Raw genomic sequence first — 12,759 nt, forward strand, 5'->3', positions numbered from 1 at the left:
GGCGGGAGCACACATCTCGCCCGCACTCGCGACCGACTTGCACGCCATGCAGGCCCACCTCATCACCGTCGAGCCGTCGAACGGGTTCAGCGACGCTCGCCACCGCGTGTACTGGTGCGAAGGGGCTGAGTATTGCGAAGGGGCTGAGTATGTCGGCGAACCGGCTGATGCGATCGAGTCCGAGCGCCGTGAGTGGGTGCCGCTGGCGGATATACCAACGTTGATCTCCCGAGGGGAGATTCGCGCGGCGAACACCACCGCGGCGCTGCTCCTGCTGCATCACACGCGTTCCGGGTAGAGAGCATCAGCGAACGGCTGATCCCGTTCACCTTCCACCCGCTGCGCCACAACGGGGCGCGGCTGACGTACCCGGACATCGTTCCCGGTGAACTGATGGCCACGCTCGCGCCGTTGGGCGAGTCCCCCGTGCTCGCCGCGCCGATCGGACGGCTGCTGGCCGCCATTGCCCGCACGAAGGACCGCACACTCGACGCCGACCAGCGGCACGCCACCCGCACCGCCGTGGCGCGGCTGCGAGAGGCCGCCCGACGGTGAACGGCGCGATCGACCTCTCCCTCCGCGACCCCGACCGGGGCAACGACCAACCCGTCAACGGCCGCTGCTGGCTCGGCTGCGACCCCGAGACCCTTCAGCCCGTGGTCTGGATCGGACCCGTCTCCATCGCAGGGCCGAACGGCATCGCCACCGCACCCGCCTACGCCTGCCCCCACTGCGTGCGCCGCCTGTAACGCGACCGCCCCGCCCACCTGGCCGACCGCGTGCGCGGCCACCCCTGAACCCCCCTGCCGTCGCCCGCAAGGCCGCATGCCCGGCCGAGGGCGGCCGAGGGCCGCCAACTTCGGACCCGCGTCGCCCCCGGCCGACCATCCACCCGGGCCGGGCCACGCGCCACCGCGTCATCCACCCCGGACCGGGAGCGCCCACCGCGAAACCCGAGCCGCCGCACCCCCCCGACGAAGGCAGGCGGGACTTTCACCACAGACGCTAGCGGCCCCTGACCCCGCGGTGGAGGGCCACGATGCCGCCCGACAGGTTGCGCCAGGCCACGCGGCGCCAGCCCGCCTCGCCGAGCGCGCCCGCGAGCTCGGCCTGGCCGGGCCACGCGCGGATCGACTCGGCGAGGTAGACATAGGCGTCGGGGCTGCTGGAGACGCGCGTGGCGACGGCGGGCAGCGCCCGCATCAGGTACTCGGTGTAGACGGTGCGGAACGGCGCCCACGTCGGGTGGCTGAACTCGCACACCACGAGGCGCCCGCCCGGCGCGGTCACGCGCAGCATCTCGCGCAGCGCGGCGCCGGTGTCCTGGACGTTGCGCAGGCCGAAGGAGATGGTGACGGCGTCGAAGACCCCGTCGGCGAACGGCAGCCGCGTGGCGTCCCCCGCGGTGAACGGCAGCCAGGGCGTGCGGCGTTTGCCCTCGGCGAGCATGCCGAGGCTGAAGTCGCACGGCACGGTGAACGCGCCCGCGTCGGCGAACGGCTGGGACGACGTGCCCGTGCCCGCCGCCAGGTCGAGCACCCGCTCGCCGGGGCGGGCCGCCACCGCTCGGGCCACGGCGGTGCGCCACCTGCGGTTCTGGCCGAGGGCGAGCACGTCGTTGGTGAGGTCGTAACGCGCCGCCACGGCGTCGAACATGGCGGCCACGTCGCGGGGCTTCTTGTCGAGGGAGGCACGAGTCACCGTGTCATTCTCGCCGATGGCCCGCTGCCCCGTTCGGGGGACATCCCCGCTCCCCGCGTGAACCCCGCGCGCCCGAGCAACTACCGTGCGTGGCATGACCCATCTCTCCCGTGTCCTCCTCACCACGACGGCGGCCACCGGCGCCGCGCTGGCCGCCGCTGGCGCCGCGTCGGCCCAGCAGGCCCCCGCGCAGGACGGCGTGGCGTCCACGCTTCCTGTGGTCGCCGACTCCCTGGACGCCGCGATCAGCCCGGCGTTCGACCTCCACCTCTACCCGCTGGCCAACACCACGGCCGACCTGCTCGACAACTCCGTGGGGACAGCCGTCGCCGACTTCCCGCCGCTGAGCACGGAGTTGGTCACGGGTCCGCTCAGCGACGGCGCGTCCCTCGGCGAGCTGCCGGGGGCGACGGCGCAGAGCCTGCTCGGCGGCCTCCCGGTCGCCCTGAGCTGACGCCGCGACGGCGCGCCACGGGGATGCCAGCCGGGATAACGCTGCGGTAAGGCCCTCTTCCCACCGCCTTGACGAGGGATGAGCGATGGGAAGCATTTCCGCTCACGACTCAACATCCCCGAGAGGGTTGGCACAAGGAGGTGCGTGTCGTGGCGGTCGCCGGTGGCATACCCCGACGCAACGAGACCCCACCTGGCGCCGCAAGGAGGCCGGAGTCACCCTCGTCTTCCTGGCGCCCACGCTCCTCGGCTTCCTCGCGTTCTACGCCTGGCCCACGCTGCGCGGCCTCTATCTGAGCTTCACCGACTACGACCTGCTGAGCGCCCCCGAGTTCTCCGGGCTCGACAACTACCGCGGGCTCGTCGAGGACGACGTCTTCTGGAACTCCCTGCTGTTCACCGCCCCTGACTCGCCGCTGCCCGTCGACTTCACCTGGGGCTCGCTTGAGCGGGTGCTCGGCACCGCGAGCACCGAGGAGGCCCAGGCCGAGGGCGGCTCGGGCGCGTCGATGGCGTTCTGGGGGTATCTGCGGAACTCGGTGATCGTCTCCACGCTCATCACCGCCGGGCAGGTCTTCTTCAGCGCGCTCGCCGCCTACGCGTTCGCCCGGCTGCGCTGGCCAGGCCGCGACAAGGTGTTCTTCGCGTTTGTCACCGCGCTCATGGTGCCACCGGTGTTCACGATGCTGCCCAACTTCCTGCTGATCAAGAACCTCGACCTGATCAACACCGACCCGGGCGTCGTCGCGCCGTTCTTCCTCATGACGCCCTTCGCGGTCTTCTTCCTGCGGCAGTTCTTCCTCGCCCTCTTCGAGTGAGGCGGTCGAGCGGGGGCGCCGACCGACGACCGGGTGAGCTACGACTGGATGAGGTTCAGCTCGGGGTGGGCCGTGCCGCCCTCGATCGCCGTCGACGACAGGTGCGACACCACCCGGTCGTCCACCGGGTCGAGCGCCGGGTCCTCGTGCACCACCAGGTGCTCGTACGTCGTGGCGCGCTGCGCCGGGACGCGCCCGGCCGCGCGGATGAGGTGCAGCAGCTCCATGCGGTTCGAGCGGTGCCTGGCGCCCGCCGACGAGACGACGTTCTCCTCCAGCATCACCGAGCCCAGGTCGTCCGCGCCGTAGTGCAGCGACAGCTGGCCGACCTCCTTGCCCGTGGTCAGCCACGAGCCCTGGATGTGTGCGACGTTGTCGAGGAAGAGCCGCGCCACGGCGATGATCCGCAGGTACTCGAAGAGGGTCGCCTGGGTGCGGCCCCTCAGGTGGTTGTTCTCCGGCTGGTAGGTGTACGGGATGAACGCCCTGAACCCGCCCGTGCGGTCCTGCACGTCGCGGATCATCCGCAGGTGCTCGATCCGCTCGGCGTTGGTCTCGCCCGTGCCCATGAGCATGGTCGATGTGGACTCGACGCCGAGCCGGTGCGCCGTCTCCATGATCTCAAGCCAGCGCTCGCCCGACTCCTTCAGCGGCGCGATGGCCTGCCGCGCGCGGGCGGGCAGCAGCTCGGCCCCCGCCCCGGCGAACGAGTCGAGGCCCGCCGCGTGGATGCGCGTGATCGCCTCCTCGGCGCTCACCCCCGAGATCCGCGCCATGTGCTCGACCTCGGACGCGCCGAGGGAGTGGATCACCAGCTGGGGGAACTCCCGCTTGATCGCGGCGAAGTGGCGCTCGTAGTACTCCACGCCGTAGTCGGGGTGGTGGCCGCCCTGGAACATGATCTGGGTGCCGCCCAGCTCCACCGTCTCGGCGCAGCGCCGCAGGATGTCGTCCAGGTCCCGCGTCCACACCTTCTCGCTCTTGGGCGGGGCGTAGAACGCGCAGAACTTGCAGGCCGTCACGCAGGCGTTGGTGTAGTTGATGTTGCGCTCGATGATGTACGTCGCGATGTGCTCGGTCCCGGCGTACCGCCTGCGGCGCACCGCGTCGGCGGCCCGCCCCAGCGCGTGCAACGGCGCGGAGCGGTAGAGCTCGAGCGCCTCCTCCTCGCTGATCCTGCCGCCCTCGGCGGCACGGTCAAGCACGCTCCGGAGCTCAGCGCTCCGCCCCATCGAGCCCATCGGCGGATTCCCTTCTCACAGCGGCGCGAACCAGCGTACGTCACCGCCCCTCAGCCGGCGCGGGTCATCTCACTGGTCAGGTTCCCCGAGGAGTCGCTGACGTGGTGCAGGGTCTCGCCGCGCTGGCTGAGCACCACGGTGAACGGCTCCTGCGCGCAGTTGGCGCGCCGCCCGTGGACGCGTCGTTGTCCACCCTGGCGTCGTCCACCCTGGCGTCGTCCACCCTGGCGTCGAACGTCACGACGCCCGCGCTGCGCCCCAGGTACACCCGGCCCATCCCCCCTGCCCCAGCCTGAGCAGCACGCGATACGCGCCCACCCGCACGGGGTCGTCGGCGGTCAGCGGCTCCATCAGCGCGCCCCCGGGGGATCGAGCAGCCGCACGCGCCCCGCCTGGTCGGCCACGCCGATGCGGTCGGCGAACGCGGCGATGCCCTCCAGCTGGCGCGCCCCCAGGCGGAAGTCGAGCGTGGTGAAGTAGCGCTCCAGCACCTCGGCGTCGAAGTCCTCCCAGCGGGCGGCCTGTTCGGCCACCTTGCCCGCCTCGGCCACCGACAGGTCGCGGGACTCGAGGAACGCGGCGTGCACCTCGCGCACCGTCTCGGGCTCGCGTTCCAGATACGCGCGGCGCACGCCCCAGACGGCGAAGACAAACGGCAGCCCCGTCCACTCCTTCCACATCGCGCCCAGGTCGTGGACCTCGAGGCCGAGGCGGGGCGCGTCGTGCAGCGAGGCGCGCAGCGCGGCGTCGCCGATGAGCACGGCCGCCTCGGCCTCCTGCATCATCAGGCCGAGGTCGGGGGGGCACGTGAAGTAGGAGGGGGCGACGCCGTGGCGCTCGTCCAGCAGCAGCCTGGCCAGGCGCACGGAGGTGCGCGACGTGGAGCCGAGCGCGACCCGCGCCCCGTCGAGGGCCGCGAGCGGGCGCTGCGAGACGATCATGCAGGACATCACGGGGCCGTCGCAGCCGACGGCGATGTCGGAGAGCGCCACCAGGTCGTCGGCATGCCTCAGGTAGTCGACCAGCGACACCGGGCCGATGTCCAGCTCACCACTGACCAGTCGCTCGCCGAGCCGCTCGGGAGTGTCCTTGGTCAGCTCCAGGTCGAGCAGGCTGCCGCTGCGGGCCAGGCCCCAGTAGAGGGGCAGGCAGTTGAGGAACTGGATGTGGCCGACACGGGGGCGGGACCTGTGGTGTGTTGTCACGCTTGGGAGGGTACGCCTCGGGCCGTGCGGCGAGCCGGTCAGGGAAGGGTCATCCTGGCGGGTGATCTCCGCCCTTCCGGCCGTGCACCCCCCGTGCTAGGCTCGCGGCGAGTTGCAGTTTGGTTTCCCTTGCAGTACGAGCCTGCGGAGCATGTGACCGCGGGCTTTCGTCGTTTTCAGGCTTCATATGCGGGTTCTGGAGCAGGGCGACCCTTTTTTGGGCCCAAGGAGGGCTTATGGCTACCGGAACCGTCAAGTGGTTCAACGCCGAGAAGGGCTTTGGTTTCATCGCCCAGGATGGCGGCGGCCCCGATGTCTTCGTTCACTACTCCGCGATCAACGCCACCGGTTTCCGCTCTCTTGAGGAGAGCCAGACCGTGACCTTCGACGTCACCCAGGGGCCCAAGGGCCCCCAGGCCGAGAACGTCACGGTCGTCTGAAGCCACCAGCTAGGACAGGCCGTCGGCCCTGATCACCGCCAGGCCCCCGCCCCTTCGAGGGCGGGGGCCTCGGCGTTGTCCCGGACGCGCGCCGCCTAGGCGTGGTCGGCGTCGTCGTCGGCGTAGAGCGCGTGGATCTCATCGGCGAAGGCGTTCATGACCTCGGCCCTGCGCAGCTCGCGCGAGGGCGTGAGGTGGCCCCTGGCCTCGGAGAGGTCGCGCGCCAGGACCCGGAAGCGGCGGATGCCGTCGGCCGATGGGGCAAGGGCGTTGGCCTCGTCGACCGCGCGCTGGAGCTGGCGCAGCACATCCGGGTCGTCGACCAGCTCGTCCATGGGCGTGCGCCGGCGCTCCGCGGTGTCGCGCCAGTGCGCGAGCGCCCTGCGGTCCAGGGTGATCAACGCCGTGAGGTACGGGCGGCGGTGGCCCGCGACCACGCAGTGGCTGACCAGCGGGTGGGAGCGGACCGCGTCCTCAAGCGGGCCTGGCGCCACGGTGAGGCCGCGCGCGGTGGTGATCATGTCGTCGCGGCGCCCGGCGATCGTGAGATAGCCGTCGTCGTCGAGCGCCCCCAGGTCGCCCGTGGCCAGCCAGCCGTCCCCGACCGTGGCCGGGACGACCGCGCGCCGGTCGGCGTCCCAGTACCCGCCGAACACCTGGGCGCCGCGCACCAGCACCTCGCCGTCGTCCGCGATCCCCACCTCGGTGCCCGGCAGCGGCCAGCCGACGGTGCCGAGGCGCGGGGCGCCCGGCTGGGTGACGGTGACCGAGGCGCTGGTCTCGGTGAGGCCATAGCCCTCGTGCACGGACACGCCCGCGCCCTCGAAGAACGTGCCCAGGCGCCGCCCCAACGGCGAGCCCCCGCTGACCACATGGCGGAGGTTGCCGCCGAACGCCGCCCTGATGCGCCGGTAGACCAGCGGGTCGTAGAGCGAACGCGCCGCCCGCAGCCCGAGCCCCGGGCCCGCCGCCGCGCCATGCCGCCTGGCCTCCTCGGCGGCGCCGAACCTGCGGGCCACGCGCGCCGCGCGGTCGAACGCGCCGACCCTGCCCGAGCGCTCGGCGTCGGCCCGCCCGCTGCTGAACACCTTCTCCAGCAGGTGCGGGATCGCGAACAGGAACGTCGGCCCGAAGCCCGCCAGGTCGGCCAGCAGGTCGTCGGTGCGCGTGCTCGGCGCGTGGCCCAGGCGCACCCGGGCGCGCAGGCAGCCGATCGCGACCACGCGGCCCAGCACGTGGGCGAGCGGCAGGAACAGCAGCGTGGCAGGCGGCGAGCCGTTCTCGTCGGGGGTGAAGACCGGGGCCAGCGCCTCAAGGGCGCTGTCCACCTCGGCGAAGAGGTTGCCATGGGTGAGCACGCAGCCCTTGGGCGCGCCCGTGGTGCCCGACGTGTAGACGAGGGTGGCGGCCCGCCATGGGTCGAGCAGGCCGCGCCGCTCGGTGACCGCGGCGTCGGAGACGTCGCGGCCCGCGGCGGAGATCTGGCCGATGGGGCCGCGTTCGTCGCCCGCGATGGCGGTCAGCTGCCACAGGTGCTCAAGACCCGGCAGGTCGTGGCGCACGGCGCTGAGCGTGCGCGCCTCCTCCACGCCCTCGACGGCGCACGCCCGCGCGCCCGAGTCGCGCAGCACGCGGCTGACCTGCCACGCGGGCGACGTGGGGTAGAGGGGGACGGTGATCAGCCCCGCGGCCCAGGCGGCGAAGTCGAGGAGCGTCCACTCGTACCGCGTGCGGGACATGATGGCCAGCCGGTCGCCGGGCCGCAGCCCGTGCGCGATGAGGCCCTTGGCGACGGCCACCACCTCGGCGGCGAACTCCGCACAGGTGATATCGCGCCATGTGCCGTCCCTGTTGCGGCGGCTGAGAATGATCTGGTCCGGCGCCTCGTAGGCGTTGATGAACGGCAGGTCCGCCAGGCTGCCCTGGGTGACGGCCGGGGCGGCCTGAGGGACGAACGCGCCGGTGACCACCCCGTTTTCGCGGAAGAGCTCGGGTCGGAGCAGCCTCGGCGCTGGTGCCGGGGCATCGGTCCTGGTGCGTGCCATCAGGGGGGCCTCCCGATGCGGCGTGACGTGGGGGTTCCCACGAATTCTGCCCGCTGGCAAGGCCGTTGACATGCGGATCCCCCGGAACGTCACCGGAAAGCCGCCGACGGTGATTTCGCGCCCGATCCCCGAGACCGCGCCGTGACCGGAAAACGCCCGAGCCGTGACGCGGGAACGTTTCAGAGCCGCGCGGGTCACAGGGCGGGGAGCGGCCTCTCGTCGAGGTCGAAGCGGCACAGCACGCTCTTGCCACCGGGCTCGCGCGGCGCCCACCACGTGGCGTCCGCGAGCGCCCGCACGATGAAGAGGCCGCGCCCGCTGTCCGAGAGCGGCAGCTGGGCCGCGGGCAGCGTGGGCGGGGTGGGGTCCTGGTCGGAGACCTCGACGATCAGCCACTCCGGCGACGTGCGCAGCGCCAGGACCGCCACCCGCTCCCCCGGCACCCCCTTGGCGTGCTGCACGACGTTGCCCACCAACTCCGAGACGACCAGCTCCACATCGTCGACGAGCCGCGCGAGCCCCCACTCCACCAGCGCGCGCCGCGCCGCCCGCCGCGCCGCGGACGCCGCCCCCGGATGGTCCGCGAGCACCGACACCGAGCGCACGCGGTGGGCCGCGGGCTCGACCCGCGTGTCCGGTGATGTCATCGGCTCCTCCCCCTGTCGAGGCTTCCAGTCAAGAGCCAACGGGGGCACTCGCGAAACGTTCACGAGGGGGTTCACGCGGACACACAGGGGTGTCATGGGGCGCACGAGGGGTGCGCCCCCCGCGCGGGCGCCTTCACTCGATGCCCACGCGGGCGCGTCGCGGGCCAGGTCAGCGGCCCGAGCCCCCCGCGCGCTGCCGTACGCCCCCCGGCGCCCGACGCGCCCCGCGCGCCCCGCGCGCCCCGCGCGCCCCGGCGTCGGCCAGGGCGCGGACGCGCCGATCGTCGTATCCGATCCCCGCCGCTGCCGACACATCAGCCCCGCTCGTGGGTTCCTGCCAGTTCCGCGAGGAGGCTCCTGGACGCCTCCACGCTCAGCGACGTGTCCCGCATACCGGCGAACGCCGCGTCGTACCGCGCGATCTCGTCCGGCCGGTTGAGATAGAGGTCACCGGTGTACCTGTCGGCGTAGACGGTGGGTGGCTCGGTCTCCTTGCCTTCGCCGCCCTGCGGGAACCGCAGGATGGTGAACGACCTGGTGAGCAGGCCCCAGTGGGCCCCGGCGTCCGTCGGGACCACCCGGATCTCCACATTGTCCCGCTTCGACACCTCGGCCAGGTGACGCAGCTGTCCCGCCATCACGGTGCCCGCGCCGACCGGACGGCGCAGCAGCGCTTCGTCCAGCACCACCCGCAGCCGGGGTGGGGCGGTCACCCGGGTGACCAGGCTCTGGCGCGCCATCCTCAGACGCACCCGGCGCTCAACCTCCTCCTCATCCGCGTCGGGATGAGCCGCCCGGAGGGTGATCCGTGCGTACTCCTCGGTCTGGAAGAGCCCGGGCACCACGTCCCCGCGATAGATCGACATCCGGGAGGCGGCACCCTCCAGGCTGCTGAAGACGTCGAACCCCTCCGGAATCGTGTCTCCGTAGGCGTGCCACCAGCCCCGGGCCTTGCTCTCCCTCGCCAGACCCACCAGCGCCTCGGTGACCTCCTCCGGCGCGCCATAGATCCCGCACATGGTCCGGACGTCATGGCCGCGCATTGAGGTGAGCCCCGACTCGATCCGCCACATCTTCGCCTCCGACCATTCCAGCTTCCTCGCCGCCAGCTTGAGCGTCAGCCGCGCGTCGGTACGCAACTCCCGCAGATGCCGCCCGAGCTGGCGCCTCGGAACGGTCGACCCCGGCATCGCTTCCCCCATGAAAACCCCTTCCCTCACTCAATGTCGTATCCGTAGTCGTCTCGTTGAGCACCGGACGTGGATGGTGGCCCGCCCACCCCTCGGCGTGCGCCCGAAGGGCGGGCGGGGTGGCCCTGGCACCCCAGGCAGTGGGTGCCGGGCCGGATGCCCCCGGGGGCGCCCGCAAGGGGAGTCGAGCGCCGCGCCGGGGGCGGGCCGCCCAGGCCAGCCACCCAGGCGGGGTGGAGCCCCTGCCGCCGTCCGGACCGCACCGTCCCCAGCGGGACAGCCGCACAGACGACGGCAGGGGAGATCAAGGATGGCCGCGCACGCGGTCGGCCAGATGCGGCGGGCGGGCTCCTGGCCTGCCCGCGGTTGAGCCCGATGAGCCCCCCGCTCGTAGAGGCTCGCCCCAACGTGGCCGCGTAAAGCCTCGGAGGCCGCTCGCCCCGGCGTTCAGCGGGTTCACAGTCGTCTACCTCTGTTCCCGCGCGGTGGGCTGGTGGCGCGTTCTCTCGTAGCGTCTGGAGCGGGGGGCGATGAAGCCGGGGAGCTGGGAGATGTGGCGGCTGGCCCACAGCACCGTGAAGCAGCCCATGTGGAACGACTCGCCCCCGTGGAAGTGCAGCAGCTTGCCCCCGCTTGCCAGCGCGCTCATGTCGCACACCGTGTAAGGCCGTCCGCCAACGACCAGCTGGTCACCTCGCCTGACCGTGGCCGCGGTGATCTCGATCGCCACCATCCCGCTGGGATTCATCGCGCCATCACCGCCAGCGCGATGGTGACCACAAGTCCGCAGCCCACGACGACCTGCGCGACGATCTCGCTGGTGCGTATTCCGTGATCATTTTCGTCCCGCAGCAGCGTCACTTACGCCTCAGCTCCTCAAGGTGTGCGTCGATCTGCTTGTTCAACTCGGCCCATCGCACGGCGAGTTCTTCCGAGGTGAGAACGGCGGCCCGACTCTCGCCCTCGTCCGCCTCGTCGTGAGGGGGCGTGGCCTGGTCCTGCGTGTTCATGGGGTTTCACCTGCCGCTGCTCGTGTTGCTTGCGGCCGGTTACCTGAGGCGTGCGTGCCCATGGGCAGCGGTGGAGCAGATTGACGCAGCGTCAAGCAGCACCAGCCGTGACCGGCGTGGCACACCGAGCAACCGGTAGGGACTAGGATGCACTTGGCGAATCGCCTAACGCAAGAGGTGAGTTCGCAAGGATTGCATCCTATGGATATGCGTAGCTTGCGCGGGCAGGGGTCGACGGTCAGACTCGGGCCGTCCCCAGGAGCGATGAGAGGCGTAGGCGTGGCCCAGAAGCGCAAGATCCCCACCGTTCGCCTGCGGCGACTTGCGGCCGAGCTTCGTCGGCTGCGCGCCGAATCAGGCATGACCCGAGAGGACGTGACGGAGCGAACTGGTATCAACGGCACGACCTTGTACCGGATTGAGGGTGTTCAGGCGCGACCGCAGAAGCGCACGCTGATGGCGCTGCTTGACCTGTACGGCGTCAACGAACCGCACCGTGGGGAGATCATCGCCATGTCGCAGGGGGCCAGCCAACAGGGCTGGCTACGCCCGTATCACGGCGAACTGCCCGAGGAGTACACGACCTTCATCAGCTTCGAGTCCGAGGCTTGGGAGGTCCGCAACTACCAGTCACTTTTCATCCCTGGTCTACTGCAAACCGAGGACTATGCCCGAGCCGTCATCAGGGGGACACTGCCTCTGGCGACAACGGACGAGGTCGAGGCGCGGGTGCGAGCCCGGATCGAGCGACAAGCAACGCTCGCGGGGGAGCGCCCGTTGCGGCTTTGGGCGACCATGGACGAAGCGGCCCTACACCGTGCCGTCGGCGGACCGGCGGTCATGCGCGCACAGATGCAACACCTGTTGGACGCAAGTCAACAACCTCACATCAGGCTTCAGGTGATCCCGTTCGCTGCTGGGGCTCACCCGGGCATGGCAGGCAGCTTTGCTCTCTTGGTCTTCGCGGACCGCGAGGAGCCGGAGATCATCTACGTGGACTCGATGGCCGGAGAGTTCTTCCTCGAAACAGAGGTTGAGGTGCGGAGATACAGCGGGATGTTTGACCACCTGATGGCCCAAGCGCTCAGTCCTGATGACACTCATAGGCTGATCGTTACACTGAGCGACAACGCGAAGAAATGGGAGGTGTGACCACGTGGACATGCGCGAACTCGACGGCGCCAACTGGCGTAGAAGCAGCTACAGCAGTGGCAACGGCGAGTGCGTCGAGGTGGCCGACGGCATCATAGGTGTTGTCCCGGTCCGGGACAGCAAGACTGTCGGTGGCCCTTTGCTCGCTGTTCCGGCGAATGGCTGGGCAACGTTCATCGACGCCGTCAAGGGCGGCGAGTTCTCCAAGTGATCCTCTGGAGCCCTGCTGCCTGGGCGTGGCAGGGCTCGGCGGTGAGGGTGGGGTCGATGCACGTAGAGCGGCGAACGACAAACGGCGCCCCCGTTCACAGCGCCATCGAGGGCGCGGTGAACGGGGGCGGCGGACGGGCGCGCCGACTCACTGCTGGATCGAGCTCGCCATGGACGACTTGATAACTCACGCCACTTCCGGTGACGAGCGCCGCAGAGCCCCTGCTGTCGCCGTTCTACCGGTGGGGAGTTTCGAGCAGCACGGCGAGCACCTGCCACTGATCACCGACACTCTCATCGCCTGTCTTGTGGCGCGTCGCATCGCCGACGACCACGGTTTGTTCCTCCTGCCACCGATCACCATGTCGTGCTCGCACGAGCACGCCCAGATGGCAGGAACGGTTAGCGTCAGCGCCAGCACTCTCTACGCCATGGTCGGCGTGGGCATCGCGGACGAGGACCACTCGGCACCGGACCGGCCGCACCTTCTCACCCTGGGCATGGCCGGATACACGGCCAATGGCATCATCGGCCAGCCGTCCCTCGCCACCGCCGCCAAGGGCCAGGCGCTCCTGGACAGCTTCTCGGAGTCGGCCCGCGCCCACCTCGCGCTGATCAGCGCCGTATAGGCGACGGACAGCAGCAGG

General features: G+C 71.0%; 16 protein-coding genes and 2 pseudogenes. 10 read left to right on the forward strand and 8 right to left on the reverse strand.

Annotation, left to right across the window (positions count from 1 at the left end):
- The 3 genes and pseudogenes from DEH69_RS02395 to DEH69_RS02400 form a co-directional block, all read left to right on the forward strand.
- Positions 1-298, forward strand: a pseudogene (locus tag DEH69_RS02395) (hypothetical protein); the annotation flags it as partial.
- A 95-nt stretch (positions 299-393) separates the two neighbouring features.
- Entirely contained in the window at positions 394-555 is a 162-nt protein-coding gene (locus tag DEH69_RS31215; RefSeq protein ID WP_181727216.1) for a hypothetical protein, read from the forward strand.
- Positions 552-749 (forward strand): hypothetical protein, encoded by a 198-nt coding sequence (locus tag DEH69_RS02400; protein ID WP_113685190.1) that lies wholly within the window; start codon positions 552-554, stop codon positions 747-749. The genes DEH69_RS31215 and DEH69_RS02400 overlap by 4 nt, the downstream gene beginning before the upstream one ends.
- Positions 750-1,005: 256 nt before the next feature.
- Here the strand turns inward: DEH69_RS02400 and DEH69_RS02405 are convergent, their stop codons facing one another.
- Positions 1,006-1,701 carry a demethylmenaquinone methyltransferase gene (locus DEH69_RS02405; RefSeq protein WP_113685191.1) on the reverse strand — a complete coding sequence of 232 codons (696 nt, stop codon included), beginning with the start codon at positions 1,699-1,701 and terminating at the stop codon, positions 1,006-1,008.
- Positions 1,702-1,795: 94 nt separating this feature from the next.
- On the opposite strand from DEH69_RS02405, the gene DEH69_RS02410 reads away from it, so the two are divergent.
- Positions 1,796-2,155, forward strand: coding sequence for a hypothetical protein (locus DEH69_RS02410; protein ID WP_113685192.1), 360 nt, complete (start codon positions 1,796-1,798; stop codon positions 2,153-2,155).
- Positions 2,156-2,384: 229 nt separating this feature from the next.
- Positions 2,385-2,957 (forward strand): annotated as a pseudogene (locus DEH69_RS02415) (hypothetical protein); the annotation flags it as partial.
- Between the two features lie 53 nt (positions 2,958-3,010).
- Here DEH69_RS02415 and mqnC read toward each other — a convergent pair.
- Complete coding sequence (gene mqnC / locus DEH69_RS02420) at positions 3,011-4,204, reverse strand: cyclic dehypoxanthinyl futalosine synthase (protein ID WP_113685219.1); 1,194 nt, start codon at positions 4,202-4,204, stop codon at positions 3,011-3,013.
- 110 nt (positions 4,205-4,314) lie between these two features.
- Between mqnC and DEH69_RS30895 the strand changes: the two genes are divergently transcribed.
- A complete protein-coding gene (locus DEH69_RS30895) occupies positions 4,315-4,509 on the forward strand; it encodes a hypothetical protein (protein ID WP_147255340.1) in 195 nt (64 codons plus the stop codon).
- 54 nt (positions 4,510-4,563) lie between these two features.
- Here the strand turns inward: DEH69_RS30895 and DEH69_RS02425 are convergent, their stop codons facing one another.
- Positions 4,564-5,418 (reverse strand): menaquinone biosynthetic enzyme MqnA/MqnD family protein, encoded by an 855-nt coding sequence (locus tag DEH69_RS02425; RefSeq protein WP_113685194.1) that lies wholly within the window; start codon positions 5,416-5,418, stop codon positions 4,564-4,566.
- Positions 5,419-5,654: 236 nt separating this feature from the next.
- Here DEH69_RS02425 and DEH69_RS02430 point away from each other — a divergent pair, with 236 nt between their 5' ends.
- Complete coding sequence (locus DEH69_RS02430) at positions 5,655-5,858, forward strand: cold-shock protein (protein WP_113685195.1); 204 nt, start codon at positions 5,655-5,657, stop codon at positions 5,856-5,858.
- 95 nt (positions 5,859-5,953) lie between these two features.
- Here the strand turns inward: DEH69_RS02430 and DEH69_RS02435 are convergent, their stop codons facing one another.
- The 5 genes from DEH69_RS02435 to DEH69_RS31220 all read right to left on the reverse strand — a co-directional run bounded on the left by DEH69_RS02435 (position 5,954) and on the right by DEH69_RS31220 (position 10,750).
- Entirely contained in the window at positions 5,954-7,903 is a 1,950-nt protein-coding gene (locus DEH69_RS02435; RefSeq protein ID WP_113685196.1) for a long-chain fatty acid--CoA ligase, read from the reverse strand.
- 194 nt (positions 7,904-8,097) lie between these two features.
- Complete coding sequence (locus DEH69_RS02440) at positions 8,098-8,550, reverse strand: ATP-binding protein (RefSeq protein WP_113685197.1); 453 nt, start codon at positions 8,548-8,550, stop codon at positions 8,098-8,100.
- 314 nt (positions 8,551-8,864) lie between these two features.
- Positions 8,865-9,752 (reverse strand): helix-turn-helix transcriptional regulator, encoded by an 888-nt coding sequence (locus DEH69_RS02445; protein ID WP_113685198.1) that lies wholly within the window; start codon positions 9,750-9,752, stop codon positions 8,865-8,867.
- Positions 9,753-10,206: 454 nt separating this feature from the next.
- A complete protein-coding gene (locus DEH69_RS02450) occupies positions 10,207-10,488 on the reverse strand; it encodes a hypothetical protein (protein WP_147255342.1) in 282 nt (93 codons plus the stop codon).
- Between the two features lie 109 nt (positions 10,489-10,597).
- A complete protein-coding gene (locus DEH69_RS31220; RefSeq protein WP_181727217.1) occupies positions 10,598-10,750 on the reverse strand; it encodes a hypothetical protein in 153 nt (50 codons plus the stop codon).
- A 279-nt stretch (positions 10,751-11,029) separates the two neighbouring features.
- Between DEH69_RS31220 and DEH69_RS02455 the strand changes: the two genes are divergently transcribed.
- The 3 genes from DEH69_RS02455 (at position 11,030) to DEH69_RS02465 (ending at position 12,741) form a co-directional block, all read left to right on the forward strand.
- The gene (locus tag DEH69_RS02455) at positions 11,030-11,902 is read left to right on the forward strand and encodes a helix-turn-helix transcriptional regulator (protein WP_220131162.1); all 873 of its coding nucleotides are present in this window, start codon (positions 11,030-11,032) and stop codon (positions 11,900-11,902) included.
- Between the two features lie 10 nt (positions 11,903-11,912).
- Positions 11,913-12,113: a DUF397 domain-containing protein gene (locus tag DEH69_RS02460; RefSeq protein ID WP_113685220.1), complete on the forward strand. Its 201-nt coding sequence runs from the start codon at positions 11,913-11,915 to the stop codon at positions 12,111-12,113.
- A 169-nt stretch (positions 12,114-12,282) separates the two neighbouring features.
- Positions 12,283-12,741, forward strand: a complete 459-nt coding sequence (locus DEH69_RS02465) for a creatininase family protein (protein ID WP_113685201.1) — start codon at positions 12,283-12,285, stop codon at positions 12,739-12,741.
- The last annotated feature ends 18 nt before the right edge of the window (positions 12,742-12,759 follow it).

The organism is Streptomyces sp. PT12 (assembly GCF_003311645.1).
Lineage (GTDB): Bacteria > Actinomycetota > Actinomycetes > Streptomycetales > Streptomycetaceae > Streptomyces.